Annotated in this window: 22 protein-coding genes and 1 pseudogene; 3 read left to right on the top strand and 20 right to left on the bottom strand. The window is 46.4% G+C overall.

Annotated elements, in window-relative coordinates:
• From I2I13_RS22925 to I2I13_RS22885, 9 genes and pseudogenes are all read right to left on the bottom strand, one after another.
• Positions 1 to 612, bottom strand: coding sequence for a DUF4141 domain-containing protein (locus I2I13_RS22925; protein ID WP_370540854.1), 612 nt, complete (start codon positions 610 to 612; stop codon positions 1 to 3).
• Positions 613 to 658: 46 nt separating this feature from the next.
• Positions 659 to 1,027 (bottom strand): DUF3876 domain-containing protein, encoded by a 369-nt coding sequence (locus I2I13_RS22920; protein WP_195650618.1) that lies wholly within the window; start codon positions 1,025 to 1,027, stop codon positions 659 to 661.
• Positions 1,028 to 1,051: 24 nt separating this feature from the next.
• Positions 1,052 to 3,565, bottom strand: a complete 2,514-nt coding sequence (locus I2I13_RS22915) for a TraG family conjugative transposon ATPase (protein ID WP_195650617.1) — start codon at positions 3,563 to 3,565, stop codon at positions 1,052 to 1,054.
• Positions 3,566 to 3,597: 32 nt separating this feature from the next.
• Positions 3,598 to 3,924 carry a DUF4133 domain-containing protein gene (locus I2I13_RS22910; protein ID WP_195650616.1) on the bottom strand — a complete coding sequence of 109 codons (327 nt, stop codon included), beginning with the start codon at positions 3,922 to 3,924 and terminating at the stop codon, positions 3,598 to 3,600.
• Positions 3,925 to 3,932: 8 nt separating this feature from the next.
• Entirely contained in the window at positions 3,933 to 4,232 is a 300-nt protein-coding gene (locus tag I2I13_RS22905; RefSeq protein WP_195650615.1) for a DUF4134 domain-containing protein, read from the bottom strand.
• Positions 4,233 to 4,369: 137 nt separating this feature from the next.
• Positions 4,370 to 5,068 carry a hypothetical protein gene (locus tag I2I13_RS22900; protein WP_195650614.1) on the bottom strand — a complete coding sequence of 233 codons (699 nt, stop codon included), beginning with the start codon at positions 5,066 to 5,068 and terminating at the stop codon, positions 4,370 to 4,372.
• Positions 5,069 to 5,090: 22 nt separating this feature from the next.
• Positions 5,091 to 5,513: a DUF3408 domain-containing protein gene (locus tag I2I13_RS22895; protein ID WP_195650613.1), complete on the bottom strand. Its 423-nt coding sequence runs from the start codon at positions 5,511 to 5,513 to the stop codon at positions 5,091 to 5,093.
• A 5-nt stretch (positions 5,514 to 5,518) separates the two neighbouring features.
• Positions 5,519 to 6,277: pseudogene (locus I2I13_RS22890) on the bottom strand (ParA family protein); the annotation flags it as partial.
• A 45-nt stretch (positions 6,278 to 6,322) separates the two neighbouring features.
• Positions 6,323 to 6,565 carry a hypothetical protein gene (locus I2I13_RS22885; protein ID WP_195650611.1) on the bottom strand — a complete coding sequence of 81 codons (243 nt, stop codon included), beginning with the start codon at positions 6,563 to 6,565 and terminating at the stop codon, positions 6,323 to 6,325.
• A 412-nt stretch (positions 6,566 to 6,977) separates the two neighbouring features.
• Here I2I13_RS22885 and mobA point away from each other — a divergent pair, with 412 nt between their 5' ends.
• The 3 genes from mobA to mobC are packed head-to-tail and all read left to right on the top strand — an operon-like array spanning position 6,978 to position 10,685.
• The gene (gene mobA / locus I2I13_RS22880) at positions 6,978 to 7,397 is read left to right on the top strand and encodes a conjugal transfer protein MobA (RefSeq protein WP_195650610.1); all 420 of its coding nucleotides are present in this window, start codon (positions 6,978 to 6,980) and stop codon (positions 7,395 to 7,397) included.
• Positions 7,382 to 8,647, top strand: a complete 1,266-nt coding sequence (gene mobB / locus I2I13_RS22875) for a conjugal transfer protein MobB (RefSeq protein ID WP_195650609.1) — start codon at positions 7,382 to 7,384, stop codon at positions 8,645 to 8,647. Before mobA ends, mobB begins: the two co-directional genes overlap by 16 nt.
• Positions 8,648 to 8,672: 25 nt before the next feature.
• Entirely contained in the window at positions 8,673 to 10,685 is a 2,013-nt protein-coding gene (mobC, locus tag I2I13_RS22870; protein WP_195650608.1) for a conjugal transfer protein MobC, read from the top strand.
• Positions 10,686 to 10,717: 32 nt separating this feature from the next.
• Here mobC and I2I13_RS22865 read toward each other — a convergent pair whose 3' ends face one another.
• The 11 genes from I2I13_RS22865 to I2I13_RS22815 form a co-directional block, all read right to left on the bottom strand.
• Positions 10,718 to 11,362 carry a hypothetical protein gene (locus tag I2I13_RS22865; protein ID WP_195650633.1) on the bottom strand — a complete coding sequence of 215 codons (645 nt, stop codon included), beginning with the start codon at positions 11,360 to 11,362 and terminating at the stop codon, positions 10,718 to 10,720.
• Between the two features lie 42 nt (positions 11,363 to 11,404).
• Positions 11,405 to 11,950, bottom strand: coding sequence for a hypothetical protein (locus tag I2I13_RS22860; RefSeq protein ID WP_195650607.1), 546 nt, complete (start codon positions 11,948 to 11,950; stop codon positions 11,405 to 11,407).
• A gap of 58 nt (positions 11,951 to 12,008) precedes the next feature.
• On the bottom strand, positions 12,009 to 12,860 hold the full coding sequence (locus tag I2I13_RS22855; protein ID WP_229128699.1) for an RteC domain-containing protein: 852 nt from the start codon (positions 12,858 to 12,860) through the stop codon (positions 12,009 to 12,011).
• Between the two features lie 102 nt (positions 12,861 to 12,962).
• Positions 12,963 to 13,802, bottom strand: coding sequence for an AraC family transcriptional regulator (locus I2I13_RS22850; RefSeq protein ID WP_195650606.1), 840 nt, complete (start codon positions 13,800 to 13,802; stop codon positions 12,963 to 12,965).
• Positions 13,803 to 13,842: 40 nt separating this feature from the next.
• A complete protein-coding gene (gene tssR, locus I2I13_RS22845; protein ID WP_195650605.1) occupies positions 13,843 to 16,215 on the bottom strand; it encodes a type VI secretion system protein TssR domain-containing protein in 2,373 nt (790 codons plus the stop codon).
• 1 nt (position 16,216) lies between these two features.
• Positions 16,217 to 17,110 carry a PKD domain-containing protein gene (locus I2I13_RS22840; protein WP_195650604.1) on the bottom strand — a complete coding sequence of 298 codons (894 nt, stop codon included), beginning with the start codon at positions 17,108 to 17,110 and terminating at the stop codon, positions 16,217 to 16,219.
• Positions 17,107 to 17,634: a type VI secretion system transmembrane protein TssO gene (locus I2I13_RS22835; RefSeq protein ID WP_195650603.1), complete on the bottom strand. Its 528-nt coding sequence runs from the start codon at positions 17,632 to 17,634 to the stop codon at positions 17,107 to 17,109. Before I2I13_RS22835 ends, I2I13_RS22840 begins: the two co-directional genes overlap by 4 nt.
• Before the next feature lie 12 nt (positions 17,635 to 17,646).
• Positions 17,647 to 18,150 (bottom strand): type VI secretion system TssO, encoded by a 504-nt coding sequence (gene tssO, locus I2I13_RS22830; protein WP_122330165.1) that lies wholly within the window; start codon positions 18,148 to 18,150, stop codon positions 17,647 to 17,649.
• A gap of 5 nt (positions 18,151 to 18,155) precedes the next feature.
• Positions 18,156 to 19,112 carry a type VI secretion system baseplate subunit TssG gene (locus I2I13_RS22825; RefSeq protein WP_122330164.1) on the bottom strand — a complete coding sequence of 319 codons (957 nt, stop codon included), beginning with the start codon at positions 19,110 to 19,112 and terminating at the stop codon, positions 18,156 to 18,158.
• Position 19,113: 1 nt separating this feature from the next.
• Positions 19,114 to 20,256: a type VI secretion system membrane-associated complex protein TssK gene (locus I2I13_RS22820; protein WP_195650602.1), complete on the bottom strand. Its 1,143-nt coding sequence runs from the start codon at positions 20,254 to 20,256 to the stop codon at positions 19,114 to 19,116.
• 27 nt (positions 20,257 to 20,283) lie between these two features.
• The gene (locus tag I2I13_RS22815; RefSeq protein WP_195650601.1) at positions 20,284 to 21,132 is read right to left on the bottom strand and encodes a TssN family type VI secretion system protein; all 849 of its coding nucleotides are present in this window, start codon (positions 21,130 to 21,132) and stop codon (positions 20,284 to 20,286) included.
• Positions 21,133 to 21,287: the final 155 nt, after the last annotated feature.

Raw genomic sequence — 21,287 nt, 5'->3', positions numbered from 1 at the left:
TTACCAGTATCTGTCGTTAGCATCCCCGTACAGAGCCAGCACACGGTCGGTGTCCCCGGCTTTTTTCGCACGCAGGTAACTTACCGCAATGTTCTTGTTGGTATAGTAAGTCACCAGATTGCGGTATCGCTTCACCGAGTTGTAGCACCTGTCCACCACGTCCATGCGTTCCTTGTCGCTGAGCGAGAGCGTGGTGATGTTCACCACCTCCTTCATCTCCTGAAGCACGCCGTTGCTCTCTTCCAAGAGCTTCGTATAACCAAAGGCGATGGCTCCGAGTTCTTCCACCGAATAGTGCGGGTCATTCATCATCTTTTGAAAACTGTTCACATAGACGTCCGAAATGTCGCCTATCATCAAAATGGTCTGCTGCACTTTCCTTGCATCCTTAACCAGATTATTCACGGCTTTCAATGCATCGTAATATTTTTTACCCTGCTCATAAATCTTCACCGTTTCCTGAAAACTCTTCAGCATATTCTGGGCGGTGGAAGAGGTCTGGATAATCTGTTTGGTTGTATTGACTATCCCCTGCGCCAAATTTGTCGGGTCGGTCACCACCCATTGGGCACTTGCCCTGCCCGCAAAGAGCAGGCACAGGCAGAAAAGCATCGTTATTCTTATTTTCATTCTTATACGTTACATTATTAAATGGTTACTACTGTTTCTCACTTGCCCTTGTATAATCCCCGTTCGGCGAAAAGGTCAGCACGTCCGTTTCCTCGTTATAGGCAATGTCAATCCGGTAGCCCGTATTGATAAAGAGGTTGCCGCTTTCCTGAACGGTGAGAAAAGTTTCCGGCTTCAGCTTGCGGCTGACCCCCGACTTCTTGAAAACGGTTACTTTGTACTGCTCACCTTCCTTGAATACCAGCACGTCGGGCTTTCTGCCCACGCTGACCCAATTACCACAGAGTTTGTCCAAATCCTGCTCTTTCGCTTCACCGCACGCACTCAGCAGCAGGGAAGACAAGGCAAGGGCATAGCCTGCCAGCTCGATGAGCCGGCTTTTTGAAATGATTGTCATGTCAGTTGATTTTTAAGTTTTAAATTATCGGCTGTGCGCCCCGCACCGTTTTTTGTCGGCAAGCTGTTTGATTGCCAGTTCAATGCTGCCGAGTTTTTCGGCAAGGGCAAGCACCTCCATCTTTTCGGTTTCCTCCGTTGTGAACGTCAAATATTCTTCTGCACTAACTTCGGTAGCATAGACCGCCGATTGCGTACCGCCCAATCCGATCCAGACCTCTTTATACAATCGGCTCGGATTGTTCGCCATGTTGATGGAGAGTATCTGCCCCCGTTCCTTGTCCGTCAGACCTAACAAGTCCTGAATGGCGTCGAACTTGTTCATATACTTGCGTTGGTCTAAAAGGATTTTACAGTCGGAATTGTTGATGATACTTTCCTTTACCACAGGTGAAGAGATGATGTCATCTACCTCTTGGGTAACGACAATGGCTTCCCCGAAATATTTACGGACGGTCTTGTAGAGGTAACGCATATACTCCGCCATGTTATTGGAAGCCAGAGCCTTCCAAGCCTCTTCTACAATCAGTTGTTTCCGGACACCTTTCAGGCGGCGCATCTTGTTGATGAACGCCTCCATGATGATGATGGTAACCACCGGGAAAAGTTCGCGATTTTCCTTAATCGCGTCAATCTCGAAGACGATGAACCGTTTGGATAGCAGGTCGATGTTCTTGTCCGAGTTGAGCAGGAAGTCGAACCGACCGCCACGGTAATACTGCCGGAGCGTAGTGAGAAAGTTGTCCAGATTAAACTCGTCCCTGCTCACCTTGATAGCCCGTTCCTCCAGTTCCGTGCGGTACACGTCTCGCATAAATTCATAGAACGTATTGAAGTTCGGCACGATGCTCCGGTCAGCCTGTATGAGCCGGATATATGCCGTTACCGCACTTCCCAGTTCACCCGATTCCGTCTTGCTGATTTTATCGTCCTCGCTTTTCCAGAGGGTAAGGAGCAATGTTTTGATACTGTCCTTTTTCTCCACGTCGAAAACCAAATCATCGGTATAGAACGGGTTGAAGCTGATGGGTTTTTCTTCGGTGTACGTGAAATAAATCCCGTCTTCCCCTTTGGTCTTCTTGTTTATCATCTCGCAAAGACCTTGATAAGAGTTTCCCGTATCTACCAGCACCACGTGCGTGCCCTGCTCGTAGTATTGGCGGACAAGATGATTCATGAAAAAGGATTTTCCCGAACCACTCGGTCCCAATACGAATTTATTACGGTTGGTGATTATTCCCTTTTTCATCGGCAAATCCGAAATGTCGATATGTAAAGGCTTTCCCGTGAGCCTGTCCACCATCTTGATACCGAAAGGGGACGGAGAGTTTTTATAGTTTGTTTCCTCCGAGAAGAAGCAAACCGCCTGCTCGATGAACGTGTAGAAACTCTCTTCCGCCGGAAAATCAGCTTCATTGCCCGGAATACCTGCCCAGAACAAGGTCGGCGTATCGGTGGTATTGTGGCGTGGCTTGCACTCCATGAGAGCCAGTTGGCTTCCCACCTCGTTCTTGATCTGTTTGAGTTCCTCCCTGTCGTCACTCCATGCCATCACGTTGCAGTGGCAGCGGACGGAGGTCAAGCCGAAACTATGCGCCTCGTTCAGATACTCGTCGATCCACTCTTTGTTAATTTGATTGCTTCTGCTGTACCTCGAAAGGGAGTGCATGTTTTTCGCCATCTTCTCGAATTTGGAGAGATTGGCGGCACTGTCATCTATGAACACATATTGATTAAAGATATGGTTGCACGGCAACAGCAACCCGACGGGAGCAGCAAAGGACAACCGGCAGTCACTTCTGTCCGTGGATAGCTTCTCATACCTCATATCCGTTTCCGCATTGCCCGGCAAGTCCTCCACGTCCGAGAGTGTATGCAGGCACAGGTAGTTATCGCCGATTTTCATTTCGTCCGCTTTGAGGGTAATATCCTGAAGGGTGGTCGTGTCGGTCTGGGACAAGGAAAAATACTTTTCAATAATTCCCGCTTTGGTGTCCGTTCCGGTTATCTCCTCATCGGTGAGCTGTTGCAGGTGGATAAGCCCACTTTCACCCATAATACTGGCGAACTGCCCGACCGCATCCATGAATTTCGTTACCGCTTCCTTGTCCTTTATCTCCTTCGGAACGATGAAACCCCGGCAAAGCGTGTTGAAGTTGCTTTGCGTGCGGCTCCTCTCTTTCGTTGTTTTCGTCAGGAACAGGTAGCAGTAATGATTCAGATAGGGACGTTCGTTGAAATGCCGCTCGAATGAACGACTAAGGAAACTCATATCCTCCTTATCGGTATCAGGCTGGTAAGTCTCCCGGATAAAGATGTCCTGCTTATGGACGATTGAATAATCCGGCAGCACCTTCATCGCTTTCACCCACGTGGAATGTATCGCCTCGTATTCCTCCGAGGTCACGGTATAGAGTTCGGGCAGTTCCACCCGGAACCCCACCGTCACATCGGCATCCTTGCTGATGATGCAGCCATGTTCCACCGATAGAAGCGGGAACTTGCTTTCAAGCGTGGCTGCTTTTAATGTATTTCTCATTCTTTTCTCCTTATTATATAATGTATAGGTATTTAAGAGGGTCTGCGACCTCTTTTGAATAGCTTGGGGATTTTACGCCGGTTGATAATGTACTTGGGATGACTGCCACGTGCCTGCATTTTCATCAAGCCGTGTTCGCCGTATTTGGCGTTCAGGGCGAAAGTCTGCCACACCAGAACCGATGCGGCGACCAGCCCGAAGATGATGCAGAACCACTGGTTCACACCGACCATGTACATAATCACAAAGAGTATAAAGAGAGCCAGCAACCCGCCCACGAAGATGAACAGGTATTGGCTTTTAAGCCCTTTGAACTCAACCGACTTTCCAATCCCGCGATTGATTGGAAACTCTGCCATACCTTATATTATAGGAAGAAGGAACGGAGAATAGTGGCGGCTACAATCAGGAAGATACAAGCCCCGAACCACGAAGCGGCGGTTTTGCTCGTATCGGGGTCGCCGGAAGAGAACTTCCCGTAAACTTTTACGCCGCCGATGAGCCCCACGACCGCACCGATAGCGTAAATCAACTTTGTCGCCGGGTCGAAATAGCTGGTTACCATATTGGTGGCTTCGGTAATACCCGCCATGCCGTTACCTTGTGCGAAAGTGGAAGATGCAGCCAGAAGGCAGGCTGTCGATAAAAGAATCTGTTTTTTTGTCATAAATACTTTTTTTGTTTTTGCCGTGAGAGTTGGATGGCTCCCACGACGATGAATACTTTTTTTACTTCTTGGATTTTAGTGGCGGCACTCCGCTTATCCGTACTCTTTCTGTTTCATTGTCCTTTACTTTTTAATCGTTACACAAAATCCCGAATGTCGAACCCGCTGATGTCCGCAGGCACTTCGAGTGTATTTTGGGGATGGACTGCATTTCCGACCTCCTTTCCCTCCCCAGAGATAGATTTACCGGAAACTTCGTCCATTAACCCCGTTATCTTCTTTGCCCGCTCTGAGTTGTTCTCCATCAATTTATTGTAGAACTCACTGTCTTTCATTTCTGAAAAGACCAGCCCGGCCCGTTTTCGTTCGTCCGCTGTGGCGGCAGGGTTATCGGCTATGTTTACCGCATTGCCGATTTCCTCAAAGCTGGCTCCGGTGGCATACCTTTTAACCGGTGTCCGTCCTCCTTCTTCATCGTCCGCATATTCCACAGGAATGTCTTCGATACGAATGTCGGTAAACGCTTCGTCCAGCTCATCGTCAGGTATCCGTGCCGGAGGTGCTTCGCCCTTATCATCGGCAAAAGTAACTGCAATATCCGTAACTTCCTCACCTTCATCCACTTTGGCAGCTTGTGGCTCCTGAATGGAAGTTTGTGGCACTTTCGTTTGCATTTTGAACAGGCTCTTGCCGACAATATCATCCGTTTTTTGCGGTGGCTTGGCGGGTGGCTTTTCCTCCGCTTGCGAACTACTTTTCTGCTGTCTGCCCGATAGGATATAAGTAACCAGCCATCCGTTATAAAGCAGGAGCAGACATATCAATACTATTTCCATAAGCTATTATTCTTGTTATCATTCAAATTAAATCTTCACGTTGTTTTCTGTATAACTCGTTAATCTCTTCCTTATGCTGTTCCAGATGTCGGGCAAGCACCGAATCTATATACCCGCCGACTGTTATTTCCTTATCCGCTATTACATTCACAATTTTAGATACCTTATTATGTATCTCCCGGCTGATATAGACGCATTGGCGGGTTTTAATCTCGTTCCGTTGCAGGAATGTCGCCCCATAATCAGCATTTTGTTTTTTACGTCGCGGAATTTCTTTAGGCTGTTCCTGCATTTTCTCAGAAACAGGCGGTGCATCATCCTGTTGTCGGAAGGGAGGCGGTGTCTCATTTGTCGGCTGTACGCCGCCATCCCGTTTCCGTTGTTTGATAGACTCCAGCAGCAAGGCTTCATCTATCCCTTCCGTATCGGCTTTGCGGCTTCCCATAGCATCTATTCCTTAATAATGTTACATATCTCATCCGACAACTCTTTGATGTTGCTACCTTTGAGCAGTGGGTTATCCACCGGAAAGATGGTTGAACGGAATATCGTTTTTCTTTCGGTGGACAGGTCACGGCGGAAACGCTTACTATCAGGCAATGATGTTTTAAGGACAGAAAGCCCCATTTGGGCAATGACCTTCTCATATACTTCGTACAACTCGCTTTTCTCCCTGCCGTCCACCATTGTCCAGAACAGGTGCAATCCTTTGGCTTTAGCGATACCCGTAGTCATTAAGTTTTCGTTGAACATCGAAGTGAATTGCAGGGTGCTTTCCACCACCAGACGGTCCGCACTCAAAGGAGCGAAAATATAGTCCATTTGGGCAAGTGTGCGGACAACACCTTCACTTTTTAATGTTCCCGGTAAATCGAAAAAGACAATGTCCGGCTTTACCTCTTCCTCATTCAGCATCTGTTCCGCATCATCAAGCGCATCGACCGGATTGCTGGCTATGACCGGATAAGCCTTTTTTTTCACCTTCCTGAAATGATTGCAGGCAAGCGTCTTAAAGTAGGTGTCTTCACTTATCAGTTTGATTTCCCTCTCCCTGATGTCCATAATACTGTTTTGGGGATAGTCACAATCAATGACGGCGACATTGTATCCCTTCACGTAATGCAGGTAGCTTGCGACAAGCACAGTTACCGAAGTTTTTCCGATGCCACCTTTCTGTGTGGCAAATGCGACAAAGATTTCTTTACTCATAATCGTAATGTTTTTAATTTATAATTAATTACCTATACAGGTCAGTCAATAATCGGGTACACGGGGATATAAAGCCATGCTGAAACGGTGAAACAAGCCATTATCAAATCGAACCAATCCATCATTGGAGAAGCAAGTCCTTACGACGATACGACAGCACGACAGTAAATATGTAAACCTGTACAACAGCAAGTCTTTATTCAAACATCTCATTGAACCATTATTTCGTTGCGTCCGCAATGAAATAATGACCTGATGTTTTCTATCGCTACGGCTATATTTCTTCATCTCTTTTAATCATTCGTTACTCAATTCTCCGGCAAATAAACGACTAATATTCATAGCTTGTATCACTTTCCCGGCGGGTGGCAGCTTGTGGCTTTCGTATGGAACCTTGTGGCACTTTCGCGCTTGTAAATCAGGCGGATAAACCCCGTACTTTTGTGCCCAAGCGACAAGGCTAACCGTTCATGTCCGCATGGCAGTCGATATGGGCTTACCTCAATCCGTCTTCGGACGGATTTTTCTATTCACAAGAATAGAGCAAGGTGTCTTTTGAGTAACTCAAAAGGCGGCGGGTAACCCGCCACACCTTGCCCTTGCAGGGGGCTTGGTCAGTCCTCCGAAGTCGGACTGCCCGTAGAAACTGCCGTAGGCGTGATGAGTGGCTTTTGTCGCGATACACTAAAATCCACATTGTATGAAAGAAAAAACAAAGAGAACGGGACGCATCCCGAAGTTGAACCCCAAGACGCACTGCGTGATGGTGCGTTTTGATGATGAGGAACACGCCCGTTTCCTCACCATGTACGAGCAGTCGGGCGAGTACGCGAAGGCGGTTTTTATCAAGGCGATGGTATTCGGGGAGGAATTTAAAGTTATCCGGGTGGATAATTCTTTCCCCGAATACTATGCCAAGCTGTCAGATTTGCACGCGCAGTTCCGACGCATCGGTGTCAATTACAACCAGACCGTGAAAGAATTGAAGAGCCGTTTTTCGGAGAAAAAGGCGATGGCATTGCTTTACAAACTGGAAGGAATCACACGTGAGTTGGTAGCGGTAAGCCGTGAAGTCGTTGCCCTCACACAGAAATTCGAGCGAGAATGGTCGCCAACATGAATGTAGGAGCCTCCCTTTACGGGGCGTTGGCATACAACGGGCAGAAGGTAAACGAGGGGGAAGGCAAGCTGCTTTTATCCAACAAAATCTTTGACGACGGCACAGGGACGATGGACATCGCCCGTGCCGCATCGGATTTTGAAAGGTATCTGCCCCAGCGTATGCGTACCGAGAAACCCATTATCCATATCTCGCTCAACCCGCACCCGGACGACAAGCTGACCGATACCGAACTGAGCGACATCGCACGGGAGTACATGGAGAAAATCGGCTACGGAGAGCAGCCTTACGTCGTATTCAAGCATGAGGACATCGACCGCCACCACCTGCATATCGTTTCCATCCGTGTCGGGCTGGACGGCAAGCGGCTGGACAACGATTACATCCACCGCCGGAGTAAACGGGCTACCAACGCATTGGAAAAAAAGTACGGCTTGCATTCATCGGGTGACCGTAAGCAGCGGCAGGAACAGGCGGCTTTGCGCAAGGTGGACGTAACCGGAGGTAATGTGAAACGGCAGGTCGGCAACGTACTCAAAGGACTTTCCGAAAACTACCGTTTCCAATCGCTGGGTGAATACCGTGCCTTGCTCTCCTTATATAATATAACCGTTGAGGAAGCACGGGGAGAAGTACACGGCAGGGAGTACCGGGGCTTTGTCTATTCGGCAACGGACGAGAAAGGGAACAAGGTCGGCAATCCGCTGAAAGCCTCCCGCTTCGGCAAGTATGCCGGGTGGGATGCTTTCGATGCACGGTGTGCCGCCTCCAAAGATGAAATACAGAAGAAGGAGTTAAGCAAATACACCAAAGGGAAAGTTTCTGCCGCCATGCGCCAAGCATCCGGTAGAGAAGAACTGTTGGAGAAACTAAAAGCCAAAGGCGTGGATGTGGTACTGCGTGAAACCGATACGGGACGCATCTACGGAGTGACCTTTATCGACCACAAGACGGGCTGTGTACTCAACGGTTCCCGTATGGGAAAGGAACTTTCCGCCAACGCCTTGCAGGAATGGGTGGAAGCGCATACGCCACATCCAACACAGCTTATAGGCGTAACCCTTTCGCCGGAACCACAGGCAGCAGAGCAGCGGCAACCGTTCGTGCTGCATCGCTCCCAATCCGACGAGGATACCATTACCGGAGGACTGTTCGATATTCCGGTATCACAGGGCACTGATCCGGAGGAAGAAGCCTTCCGCCACCGGATGCAGCGTAAGAAGAAAAAGAGAAAAGGAAGAGGTATTTAATTGTAACATTTAAAACAGAATCAGTATGTCACAACAAGAAGACGATTTGAGGGCGCTGGCGAAAATCATGGATTTCCTGCGTGCCGTGAGTATATTATTTGTCGTAATCAATATCTATTGGTATTGTTACGGGGCTGTCAAGTTATGGGGAGTGAATATCGGCGTGGTCGATAGAATCCTGATGAACTTCCACCGCACGGCGGGGCTGTTCGGCTGTATCATCTACACCAAGTTGTTCACCGTTCTCCTGCTTGCGCTGTCCTGTTTGGGGACCAGCGGGGTGAAAGAGGAAAAAATCACATGGACGAAGATATGGACCTATATGGGGGTGGGATTCGTGTTCTTTTTCCTGAACTGGTGGGTGCTTGCATTGCCGCTTGGCGTGGAAGCGAACACCGCTATCTATATTTTCACAATGGCAGTCGGCTATATCTGCCTGCTGATGTCGGGGCTTTACATGAGCCGCCTTTTGAAAAACAATCTGATGGACGACGTTTTCAACAACGAGAACGAAAGCTTCATGCAAGAAACCAAACTGCTGGAAAATGAATATTCCATCAACCTGCCCACCCGTTTCTGGTACAAGAAGAAGATTTGGAAAGGATGGATTAATGTGGTGAACCCTTTCCGTGCCTCCATCGTACTCGGCACTCCGGGTTCGGGTAAATCATACGCTGTGGTAAATTCGTTCATCAAACAGCAGATAGAGAAGGGCTTCAGTCAATATATTTACGATTTCAAATATCCTGACCTTTCCACCATCGCTTACAATCACTTAATCAATAACTTGGACGGGTACAAGGTCAAGCCACAATTCTATGTTATCAACTTTGACGACCCGCGTCGAAGCCACCGTTGCAACCCCATCCATCCCGATTTTATGGAGGATATTACGGATGCTTACGAGAGTGCATACACCATCATGCTTAATCTTAATAAAAGTTGGGTGCAAAAGCAGGGCGACTTTTTTGTGGAATCACCCATCATCCTCTTTGCAGCGATTATCTGGTATCTCAAAATATTTCAAAACGGGAAGTATTGCACATTCCCGCACGCCATCGAGTTCCTTAACCGCCGGTACGAAGATATATTTCCCATTCTGACAAGCTATCCGGAACTTGAAAACTACCTTTCCCCCTTCATGGATGCGTGGCTTGGCGGAGCGGCTGAGCAGTTGCAGGGGCAGATTGCATCTGCCAAAATTCCTCTCTCGCGCATGATTTCACCGCAGCTCTATTGGGTCATGTCGGACAGTGAGTTTACATTGGATATAAACAATCCCGAAGAGCCGAAAATATTGTGTGTAGGCAATAACCCTGATAGACAAAATATCTATGGAGCGGCTTTGGGCTTGTATAATTCCCGTATCGTGAAGCTCATCAATAAGAAAGGGATGTTGAAGAGTTCGGTTATCATCGATGAATTACCGACGATTTATTTTAAGGGATTAGATAATCTGATTGCCACTGCCCGAAGCAATAAGGTGGCAGTATGTCTGGGCTTTCAGGATTTCAGCCAGTTGGTGCGTGACTATGGCGACAAGGAAGCCAAAGTCGTGATGAACACCGTCGGCAATATCTTTAGCGGTCAGGTAGTGGGTGAAACGGCAAAGACGCTTTCCGAACGTTTCGGAAAGGTGTTGCAGAAACGACAGAGTATCACCATCAACCGTAACGACAAATCCACCTCCATCAATACACAGATGGATAGTCTGATACCTCCAAGCAAAATTTCCGGCTTGACACAGGGTATGTTTGTCGGCTCCGTATCGGATAACTTCACGGAGCGTATCGAACAGAAAATCTTCCACGCCGAGATTGTGGTGGATACAGAGAAAGTAAAACGGGAAGAGGCGGCTTACAAGAAAATCCCTGTCATAACCGATTTTACCGATGAGAACGGTGTGGATAGAATGAAGGAACAGATACAGGAGAACTACAACCGTATCAAGGAGGACGTGAAACAGATTGTAGCGCAAGAACTCAAACGAATCGCAGATGATCCGGCACTGGCACACCTGTTGCAGCAGAAAGGATAACGACCAATAAGAAAAATGGAGGATAGCAGGATTTACCCGCTTTCCTCCATTTTCTTTTGCAGCTTAGTGAGTACGGACGCCGCATTGTCCTGAAAGAACTGCCTGAATAGCGCATCATTCTTTAATATGATATTGTATTCTTCCTTCACTACACATAACATCCGTTTCCTTATCTCAATCAGGATATGCTCCGGCGGATTCTTTTGATGAAGTTCCCAATAGCCGGAAACTTCCCGGTGGATGTACTCCCGCAGCAAGGCTTTAAACTCACCGTGAAGTTCTTTGAACTTCATTGTTTCCGCAAATACCGGCAGTCGGTCTATATCCGTGAATCCGTATCCATGCTCATCATTGTACTCTTCCATATCGTCCTCCTCATCCAATGAGGGCTTTGCCCGTAGGTCATCCAAGATGCTTTGTGCAAATTGCCCGGATTCTTTACCGGCATATTTCTTAGAATACTTTTCCAGCAGTTCCCAATCCTGACGGGAAAGGGGAAATTTACCAAGTAGCCGTTCTACGTCACGAATACGCCTCATGTCGGTTTGTATTTCAGCGGGCAGGGATTGGCATTCCTTGCAGATATGCACGGCATGACCTTTACCGCTGAACCGTTCATTGGCTTTTCGTTCTCCACATATCTTACAATAGTATCCTTGCTGTCTTTTCCTTGTCATACAACCTTGACCATTGCTGCTGTTTCATATAGCCGGAATGCTTTATTTCTTTTTCTTGCTGTTCCGTCGGTAACACTTATCACCCCCGGCATTCAGAACAAAAGTTTCTGTTATTTCCTGTTTAGCATTGCCCATCATCGGATTTATAATAGAAAATTTGCATGTTATCTCTTTGGCTAATATGGTTGTCCCTGCTGCATTTTTATATGATTCAGGCAACTTCACTGTCGTTTTCATCAATGAATCCACAACTGCTTGATTCTTGTCTATCAACTTTTGATAAAACTGTTTCATCGTTGTAAAACGCTCTTTTTCCATACTTGCCTTGTTTCTGGCGATATTCCCGTTGAGCATAGTTATAAGTTTCTCTTTATCAATGTCAAACTTCTCCGTAAGGATAGCTACACTGTCCTTGACTGTAATGTCGGTCGGTTCACCCATTTCAATTACTTTGAATTGTAAATCCGTCCAAGTACCTCTTTTATCTGTTTGCACGAAATCGGCAATCGCCTTTTCGTATTTACTCTGCCCTCCACAACTTGTAAGTAGCAACAGAGCCGCTGCCGTCATTAATAAATTTCTATTCATCTATATTCGTTTTATTTTCAATCATTTGCAAAAGTAGTTAAAAACCGTGAGAATATTGCTATTTCCGCGTCCTTTCCCTCTCATCATCCTGCTGCATCCGCTTGTTCAACCTTTCCCGCATCTTGTCCAAAAAGTACGTGCGACTCTCGTTCTTGCGGCGCTTCATATCTGTATAGGCACTGTAACAGTCGCGAATATCCAAATTCAGCAATAAGCTCACAAAGGCGGCCAGCTCGTTGATGGGCATTTCGCCGTTATTGATACAACCCATCTCGTTCAGTCCGTACACCAACTCCACCAATTCGATTGCGTTGCCCGTCCATTGACAGGCACTTTTTGATTTCAGCATCACTCCATCCATGTTTTGCAGGCATGCACGCCGTACGGACAGGAAAGCATAGAGCATTTCCATTGCGATGATACGGGCTACAAGCTGGTCATATCCGGTGGTAAAAACCGAATCGTCTTCTAAAGGGCACACATCCACATCAAATACATTTTCTTGATTCCCACGCAGGAAATAATAGGTATCCATGTGGCAGGAACCCAGACGGTAGTATTGAAAAAACGACACGTGGCGGTCAAAGAACAGCTTTTGTTCCTCCTGCCGCTTCTCGTAATAGGCATCCAATATAGTTTCGTCCAGAGGACGCTGGCTTTCCACATTGAGTATCTTGTGAAAATAGATCAGCCGTCCCAGCAACATCGGTTTTTGATACTTGAAAAAAGAGATTTCTTCGGTTTCATCACTGAAAGGCATTGATTCTACAAGCATTTTCATTTCACTCAATTTTTCTTTCAGGAAGACAATAATAGTTTTACAATCTTTAATGATATGCTTTCCGTTCAGGTCAATGCCGGATACCCGTCTGTCCACTTCCTGCATCATTTCTTCATACTTTTCTTGCATTCAAATTCTATTTCTGGTTTTGGGTGCAAAGGTACAGGTATTGTCAGGATATTCTATCACAGATAATTGGCATATTATCATATAATTTAATCATCGGAAAAGTTATTGCTTTGATTTTCTCAGATTGCCGGGCGTATCACCCAGATACTGTTTACAAAAACTGTTGAAATGCTGCGGAGATGAGAAATTGAACTCATCGATAATATCCGTCAAAGGGACAAATTGCTGTAACAGTCGGTATTGAATATTTTCCGCCCGTTTCTTAATAAGCCATTGATAAACAGGAACATCAAATTCTTTTTTAAATAGTCGGCGAAACGTATGTACGCCATAGCCGCAGAGTTCGGCAAGCTCTTCGGTATTATTGGCTTTGCGGTAGTGTGTCAGTACCAGACTTCTGAACGGGATTTGCTCACCGGTTATCGGGTGGAAGAACATGCGCAACTCTTCCGCCTCGTAGTAACGGGTAAATACCCAGATAAGTTCTTTGTGCTTCAGCTTCCAGAGGTCGGCATCATGCGTTCCGTCCGTTATATAAGTGGTAACCGTACTCATTAGCACCTGCATGGAATTCGGGGTGGTCAGCTTGCAACAATAAATTTTGGGATCAATATTCTTGTGTGAATAAAGATAGGAAAGGATGCAGTTCTCTGCCCGGCAGATTGTGTTATTGTATTTATGAACCAGCAGCGTAACATCACTTAAAGCCACACCGCTGTATTCACTTCCACGGGGAACGAACATCACCTCTCCCGCACACAGGATTTCATCGTGGAAGAATGTACTGGTAATCCGTGCATGCCCTTTCATGCAGAATATCAAGTAAATGATATTCGTATCGTCGCTATGCACCGTTGTCCCGGCAGGAAAGCTTTTCACATCAAAATGGCAATCTATTGGATTTTCATCACAAAACGCCGGCTTATGATTTTTTCGTATCATAATTTATTACGCTATTTTTCTTTGGGAAATACTTTTTCTCCTACGGTAACAGTTCTGAAGCTATGTAATAATAGCTTTGTCCTTCCATCGTTATTTTTTCTTCTCCGTATTTCTTAGCCATATTTTCTTTCCTCTCTTTAAAATATTGAATAAGTTCGTCCAACTCTTTGTCGGTTAACTGTTTTTTCTTTTTGAGATCCTTCACCGTTATGTCATCAAGCACAGGGCTGTTAGTCGGAACTCCAAATATCTGACTGTGTGCATAAGAAAGAGAATATCGCCTGATTTCCTTTCGCTTATTTTTACAGATCCGGCAGTTGCGCAGTTCTGACATATAAAAGCGATAAAGGTGGCGGCGTATTTTTCCGGTAGATACATACACCGTATCTACTTTGCTTTCAGGATTTGCGGGTGATGCGCCGAGAGTTTCCACCTTATCGGGGCGTACCCTTTCCCTTAAATAGCGGCACAACTGTTTAACTTTACCTTTCTTTGGCTTATTCATGTCCTTCACATCCACTTCTATGGCACAGAGTGTTTCCAAGCGTTCTATTGTCTGTTTCAGTTCCGGGTCGGAGAGTAGCAGGTAATAGCGCATCAAACTGTCCGGAACGGTAATTCTTCCTGTTTTCCTATACCATACCGGAGCAACATCACCAAATATTTTTTTAAACTCCTTATCCGGTTTTACCCCTTGAGGCAGATGATAGGTTGCAATCAGAAGACTGTCTAAACGGTCTTTACCATTGCCAACCGTGGCAAATGCACGGTCTATGCTTTCAGAGAGCAATTGGTGATCCGCTTTTATCTGCGTTACGATGGAATCCACCGCTCCGGCAAACAATTCCATTGGCAGGGTTTCACCTTTCTCCGGAAACAGGAAACCGCCTTGTGTCATGCTGGCATAGGGATAGTCGAGCATGAGAAAATTCGGGCCTGCTTCCCGCAGCAGGTTGCTGCGGCAAAACTGGTCGGCATACAGAATCATATTCCGCTTGTTTTTAGTGCGGTACTCGGCGTAATGTTCAATCATGTTTGAAAGTTGAAGCACATAGTTATTGTACTTATCGTCGTTCGAGGCGTACAGTTGCCAACCGAGCAGGCGACAGTTCTTTTCATTCAGGGTTTTCACAATGGAAGAGGGAGCATTCTCTTGCTGTTCTCCCGTTTCACCGACTGATATAATCAGATTAACCGCTTCAGGTGTATTGCCGATAAGTTCCAATGCACTTCTCATTGCCTTCCATGCAGGCAAAGGAGTATTTTCAGTGTCAGCTACATATGACGCCATTTTTACCAATCGGTCTATAAGTATCTCGTAGTCAGCAGTCAGGGGAATTGTCTCCATGCCCCGGGGGGTAGCTACCGCCGCTCCGAATTGATAGGAGAACGATTCACCGGAACCGGCAAAAAACGGTCCCAGATTCTGTATGGCATTCAACAGCATCGGGTATTGTTCCGGTAGCCGGGAAGACTGTTCCATTGCGAACAGGATATTTATTCGCTTCAATTCTTGCTTGATTTGATTTCCACGGGTATAAGAGATTCTCTTTCCGTTGATGTTGAACACGTGGTTGTCCTTCTTGTCAATAACCGGTTCTAATGTTCCGCTGACGAACGAGCAGGTGGAATCGGTATGGTAAGGATATATCATAGGAGCATATTTCAGCGTCTTTTGCAAAGTCGGCACTCTGGAAAACGCTGTTCCTGTGAACACCTGATGTCCGATTTCTTGCAGCATGACGGCGGGAATCCATCCGATAACCTGCTCACCGATTTTATCGGTAGAGAGAGAAGGAGTTTTCGATACCAATACACTGCGTCTGTCAACAGAATGCTTGAGCGCGTATATAATAGCGTGGATACCCACCACGCCGGTTTGATTCTGTAGTTCCGGATCGCCGAACACTTTCAATGAATCGGCGGTTGTAAAATAAGTTGCGGATTGCATGATTGCCGTGGTGTCGGTAATCGCAGTCAACAATTTGTCATGCAGTCCCGACTGTACATCGGTAATGGAAGAAGGTGAAAGTATCAGTCGGGAGCGGTGCATCCAGCCCACATATTCCGCCTTTTTGCGTTGGGTCATACGGTTGTGCTTGATATTTGTGGGGTTATATTTAATCAACCGCAAATAATCTCCTTTGGTCTTGATAACTAAGAACGTATCCAGTAATCCTACCTCGGCAGACTTTACCCTGCCTCCCGGATTGACATAGGCGGCATTCTCCACCCTGTCCGAATAGACAATCCACGGTTTGCGGTGGGCAGCGCTTCTGGGTGCCTTTATCCCCTCTATGGAATAATTTTCAGAATATTCACGAGGAAGCTTCCGCAGTTGAGTGAAGCGGTGTACGGGAGCACAAGCCGATAAAACGACGATAGAAATCAATAGGACAAATAACTTTCTCATTTCATTTCTTTTTTTCGATTTGCATAACCGTTATTTGGGTAATATATCCGCTCTCTTCATCCTCCGTCTCTACGATGACATTCTGGATAATCGTTTCTTTTCTGCCGATATGGTGCAGTCCTTGGCAATAAGAATAAAAGTCGTTATATTTATTGTTGTTGATAATAACCAGCGTGTTCGGGTTATTATTAAAATACTTGTCCACGACATAGTTGTAGTTTACATTAAAGGGTTTACCGTCTGCAATGTTCTGTAACTTCTCTTTGATGTCTAAACCGATGAGCACCATTACATCGGTAGAATCATTCTCCGAATAGTAGGGCAGAATGTTTATCCGGTGTCTGATGGGATACCGGGTATTCTCCGTATTAAGCAATACTTCGTACTCTCCGGGTTCGGTATAAGCATAAAGAGCCGTTTTTTCACGGGAATCAATCATCCCCGTCTCTCCGAACTCCCAGCGCCATTGTTCGTCGTGTCCTTCGCCACGGAAGATGATATTTTCTCCCTGAATGGCTTCCTTGGGAGCTATGATATGAACCAGATGCAGGTCTTCCGTATTGGTCTTCTCTTTTACCCTCACATCAAAGTAGCGTTCCAGATTTCCGTTGACGGTCAGTCGTATTTTGTACACCCCTTTTTGCTTGAACCGATGGTGTCCGCTACGTTGTGTGGATGTCTCGTTGTTTCCGAACTCCCAGTACCAGATTCTCGCTCCCGACGTGGAATCGGAAAAAAATATTTCTTCCCCCACGACAGGGTCAGACGGAGTTACAGTAGCCTGAATCGGCTGCTTCTGCGAGCAAGCTCTCATTACCAGCAGAAAAAACATAATAAGTATGATAACGGAGATAAAGATATAGAGAACCTTCGTATTCAGGAATTTATTCATCATGGCTTGCCTCCTTTATTTTTAAGTTCGCCTTCCTTCTTCTGGAGTCCGACTTCGCACTCCTCCAGATTTTTCTTGAACTTTATTATGTTATCCTGCTTGCTCCATAGTTCTTTCTTGTCGGCAAACCACATTTCATATACCGAAGCGAGATGCCAGAACATCTTATTGCGCTTGTCAAAGCTGTTTTTCTCCCATTGTTTGGCAAGGTCATTTATCAGGAACTTGATATCATTTTCCTCATAAGAGGCATTGACGCCCGGCTCAAACTGTTCAATACGCGAAAACAAGGTATCTGCGCTCACAATCTGTACAGATTGTATGTTCTGAAACTCCTGTTGCCGCTCCATCTTTTTAATGACCATTATTTTATTGGAGAAGATGTGGCGGGTTCCTGCATACTTGAAAAGAATAAATCCACAGGCTCCTGTGATAACAATAAACAGGGTAAGCACATATACAAATCCGATAAAGCGTTCACGCTCGCTAACGGCTTTGCTGCTTTTATTTTTAGGGGTTATGCTCATATCTTTCCTATTTTACTTTTCTACACTAATGTTTCCCAATGTCAGCTTTCGGGTAGCCTGTTTATTGTCCTGAATGCATCGCATCAGGTCATTTCTCACAAGGCCTTCTTCAATAACCGCTTTACGTATGGCTTCTTTGGTATCCAGAAACACGTTGATTTGCGAAGCCAGTTTTTTGTACAGAAGTACATCCTTGCTATCCATTATTTGCAGTTCCTCGATAAGTTCCATCTTGCGTGTACTGATAACTTTTTGGAGCACCACCTGATTCAGCCGGTCGTTACTGCCCATCAGTACCAGGTAGTTATACAGCGAATCCACCTTATCCACCAGGGCAATCTGTCTGGCGTAAATCTTATCGTATTCTTGCGTTTTGGATTCCATCAGCTTATATTCGCTTCCATTCGTATGGATAAAGCCTGTGAGCAGTGCCATGCTCAAAGCCGTACTGATTAACAGTCCGCCGGCAAACTCCAAATATCCACGGATGATTTTCTCACTGTTCTTTGCTTTCATAATTCTTATAAATAAGTGTTTATCCCGAGGTAACACGGACTGGCGTCACCCGTCGGTTTTAAATAAGTCTTGCGTTCGTCAGGGCTAACGCTGACCGTCACATCGAACTCCTGCCACGCGCCAAGAAAAATATCCGCCAGCATTTCAAGGGCTTTGCGGGAGCGGTTGCCGGGCAGGAACCTTTCGACTTCCCGTGTTGGCAGGTCGCCTATGTGTATATGCAAATCAGCCTCCGCACTATTAAGCAACCCCACATTCACACTGTTTGCTCCCAGTCTCATGTTCCCCAGCCGGTTCGGTTTTTGCGCCTTTATTGTCCGTTGCACCATTTTGGGACGCACCCTTACCGGAGCTTCCAGAATCTGCGACAGTGCGTCGCTTACCTCTTCCAGTCTGCCCCGGATCGAATGGATATGCGGCATGAACTTGATGAACAGCAACGCCCCCTGTCCGGACAAAATATGGATGACCGGCCAGCAAGCGGCAAAGAGTTTCGCATAATCAGAATACTTGTTCTTTTTATCGTACCGCAATTCGAGCAATTGTGCCTGTATCCCTTCTCTGTCCACTTCGCTCTCCAGCAGGCTGAAAAAGCGGCGGATGAAGAACTCTTCGTTACGATGTTGCTGCATCTCTTCCAGAATAAGTCCCAAATCTTTCACCTTGCCGGGAAAGAGCGCCTCATGGAACAATCCCTCCGGCAGCGAATCATAAATCCCCCGGCGGTTGGTCTTTAGTTCTATGTATGTCCCCTCCGCCATGCTCGGATGATGTCTGTACTTCACCGACCGGATATCTTTGGAGACATTGCTCAGGTTATTACCGTCACGCACCATCATAATTTGAGCGGTGTCGAACCCGGCTTCCGACAGCAAGGCTCCGTATAGCTCTGCCTTGAAGTCGGTGTCCATTGTATTGGGCGGAAGAAGCCCCTTTATCTCTTTGGGTAAGCGATGTTCCATATCAATCCATTATGCTCCATGTTTTGTTCTGTCCCGTAGTATTGTTCCCCGTTGTGCGTTCCGATACCACAATATTCTCCTTATGCTGACCGATATATTCCAGCGTACTGAGCCGTTGCCACAATTCGGTAAGTGTGTACATAAACGAATAGGCACGAACCATCGAAGCCCGGATATCCGTATGTTCGTACAGCATCTCCAACGTATCGGCGAGTTGCTCGTCGAACGAACCGGGCGTTACGTCGCTCCACTCGTAGAAATATTTCTGCGTTTCCTCCTTTTGCGTCCCTGATAGGTAGCTGAAACTTACATACATGATATGCGCCAGACTCGATACGGAATTCAGTACATCAATAGGAGCATTGTACAGCCCTTTATTGGTATAAGTGAATTGCAGGGTGGCGAGGTAGCGGAGCATCTCCCGACATATCAGAGAGATGTGCACACCCAGTTCGCCGCGATTATCCCTATTATGTATTTTGGCTATGATAATTTTGCTGTAATTCTCCAGTGAGCGGAACATATTTCCGAACTTGGCATGATACTCTTGCAGTTCAGGGTGGCTTTTCATCGTCGTACAGGGCGGGATAAAGTCGGCATCTACCATGAATCGTTCGGCATCCTTGCGGATACGTCCGATGGTCAGGTAATGGGAACCCAGTTCACTGATATTGATTTCTCCTTTGGGCATCACAAACAACCGATAGGAGGGCAAGGCGTTCGGATGGCGGGGTGGAACTTCCTCCGGATTGGGGTCACCCGAGCCTACCCGGTGGAACGGATCCACGGAGAGGATAATGTCCCATTGCGTGATATTCTTACGGGTATCCGATTCTACAGAATAGTTCTTCACTAATTCGCTTCCCGTTTCGGTGGCATCAAATTGGATGCGGATGCCCGAAGAGGTGATTGCTTCACAGGATTTCAGCCGCACTTCGATGTGTCCGGTCACGTGCTGGCTGATACGGATGCCGTTTTCACCATCCCTGTTTTGCCGTGCGGGCAACAGCCCGTAGTTATAACTGTTGGTTCGTACTTCTATGCTGTCGCGAATGCTGTTCAGAAAGTAATCGTCATGTTGGTTGAAGATGGCGGCTGACAGCGGCATACAGTCCGACCAGTTCACTAAATTTTTCTTTGCCATATAGTATATAATTTTATTCTTATATTCTTAATTCTCACTCTGTTCCATCACCCGTTTAGCGACAATTACATCACGGCTGCGGATGCAGTTGTCCTTTACGGTAAGGTTGAAGTCTATGTAATGCCGGGGAGACAGCAAGGTGGGCTTCCGGTAGAAAATCCATCCTCCCTCTTTTGCGGCATAGTCGTCTATCGGGGCTTGTGGAGACTTCAGATTATAGTCGTCAATCATCCGGTGAAACCATGTGCCGAATTGCATTTCGTCGGGTGCTTTCACACTGAGCTTGACCGGTTCCCGGTCGCTTTCTTGTTTGTATAGCTCTATTTGCAGGACTTGCAGGCTGCCCGGGTCAAAATATCCGTCCTGCTCGGTATCGTCTGTATATCTCCATACTTCATACACGGGAATCGGAATGGCGATAAAGATACGGTAGGTGCGGATAAATACCGAGACAATGACGAATGGAAGCAGGCAGGTGGATGCCCACAGACCATATTTCAGTTCATTGCAGAGATTGAAGACAAGGGTGAAGAACAACATGGATACCACCAGTATAAAACTGGTGAGTATGATTTCGTGGCGGTACTTGTAGTCGTCCTTAAAAACCCACGCAATCATTCGTATGTTATAACTGCCCAGAAGGAGATACAGCATGGCAAGAAAGATGTAGCCGTATGGCATGAAGCCGTAATCAAGAAATCCCAGCAAAGCAGGGAGCGTCAGGATGACGATTGCACCGACGGTGTAGCCTACCAGCCGCTTGTTGCACAGCAAGGCGTTCTTCTTTGCTATGAAAATGCCTAAGCCTACCAGTAACAATCCCAGTATCGGGTAGAGCAGGTAGGTGAAGGCGAGGGTTTGGAAGAATGAATTCATATTTCTACTCTTGTTTTAAGTTAATCTAAGATATAAATACTTGTTCTAATGGATTATATGACTTCTGTACTTTCATGCTATCAGGTTATTTGATATATTTTACCTCCGCTGTGTTACTATCACAAAGAAAACAGTCGGTCAATACAGTGTCGTCG

The organism is Bacteroides sp. D55t1_190419_B8 (assembly GCF_015558905.1).
GTDB classification, from domain to species: domain Bacteria; phylum Bacteroidota; class Bacteroidia; order Bacteroidales; family Bacteroidaceae; genus Bacteroides; species Bacteroides vicugnae.
The sequence above is the reverse complement of the archived record's forward strand: the minus strand, read 5'-3'. Positions and strand labels throughout refer to the sequence as shown.

Coding starts and splice junctions, on each gene's coding strand:
- I2I13_RS22885 (WP_195650611.1), bottom strand. CDS start 6,565: ATGAAGAAATATAGCCGTAGCGATAGAAAACATCAGGTCATTATTTCA.
- tssR (WP_195650605.1), bottom strand. CDS start 16,215: ATGAGAAAGTTATTTGTCCTATTGATTTCTATCGTCGTTTTATCGGCT.
- I2I13_RS22850 (WP_195650606.1), bottom strand. CDS start 13,802: ATGATACGAAAAAATCATAAGCCGGCGTTTTGTGATGAAAATCCAATA.
- I2I13_RS22920 (WP_195650618.1), bottom strand. CDS start 1,027: ATGACAATCATTTCAAAAAGCCGGCTCATCGAGCTGGCAGGCTATGCC.
- I2I13_RS22865 (WP_195650633.1), bottom strand. CDS start 11,362: ATGACAAGGAAAAGACAGCAAGGATACTATTGTAAGATATGTGGAGAA.
- I2I13_RS22860 (WP_195650607.1), bottom strand. CDS start 11,950: ATGAATAGAAATTTATTAATGACGGCAGCGGCTCTGTTGCTACTTACA.
- tssO (WP_122330165.1), bottom strand. CDS start 18,150: ATGAAAGCAAAGAACAGTGAGAAAATCATCCGTGGATATTTGGAGTTT.
- I2I13_RS22835 (WP_195650603.1), bottom strand. CDS start 17,634: ATGAGCATAACCCCTAAAAATAAAAGCAGCAAAGCCGTTAGCGAGCGT.
- mobC (WP_195650608.1), top strand. CDS start 8,673: ATGTCACAACAAGAAGACGATTTGAGGGCGCTGGCGAAAATCATGGAT.
- I2I13_RS22910 (WP_195650616.1), bottom strand. CDS start 3,924: ATGGCAGAGTTTCCAATCAATCGCGGGATTGGAAAGTCGGTTGAGTTC.
- I2I13_RS22855 (WP_229128699.1), bottom strand. CDS start 12,860: ATGCAAGAAAAGTATGAAGAAATGATGCAGGAAGTGGACAGACGGGTA.
- I2I13_RS22840 (WP_195650604.1), bottom strand. CDS start 17,110: ATGATGAATAAATTCCTGAATACGAAGGTTCTCTATATCTTTATCTCC.
- I2I13_RS22825 (WP_122330164.1), bottom strand. CDS start 19,112: ATGGAACATCGCTTACCCAAAGAGATAAAGGGGCTTCTTCCGCCCAAT.
- I2I13_RS22925 (WP_370540854.1), bottom strand. CDS start 612: ATGCTTTTCTGCCTGTGCCTGCTCTTTGCGGGCAGGGCAAGTGCCCAA.
- mobA (WP_195650610.1), top strand. CDS start 6,978: ATGAAAGAAAAAACAAAGAGAACGGGACGCATCCCGAAGTTGAACCCC.
- I2I13_RS22915 (WP_195650617.1), bottom strand. CDS start 3,565: ATGAGAAATACATTAAAAGCAGCCACGCTTGAAAGCAAGTTCCCGCTT.
- I2I13_RS22905 (WP_195650615.1), bottom strand. CDS start 4,232: ATGACAAAAAAACAGATTCTTTTATCGACAGCCTGCCTTCTGGCTGCA.
- I2I13_RS22895 (WP_195650613.1), bottom strand. CDS start 5,513: ATGGGAAGCCGCAAAGCCGATACGGAAGGGATAGATGAAGCCTTGCTG.
- I2I13_RS22900 (WP_195650614.1), bottom strand. CDS start 5,068: ATGGAAATAGTATTGATATGTCTGCTCCTGCTTTATAACGGATGGCTG.
- mobB (WP_195650609.1), top strand. CDS start 7,382: ATGGTCGCCAACATGAATGTAGGAGCCTCCCTTTACGGGGCGTTGGCA.
- I2I13_RS22820 (WP_195650602.1), bottom strand. CDS start 20,256: ATGGCAAAGAAAAATTTAGTGAACTGGTCGGACTGTATGCCGCTGTCA.
- I2I13_RS22815 (WP_195650601.1), bottom strand. CDS start 21,132: ATGAATTCATTCTTCCAAACCCTCGCCTTCACCTACCTGCTCTACCCG.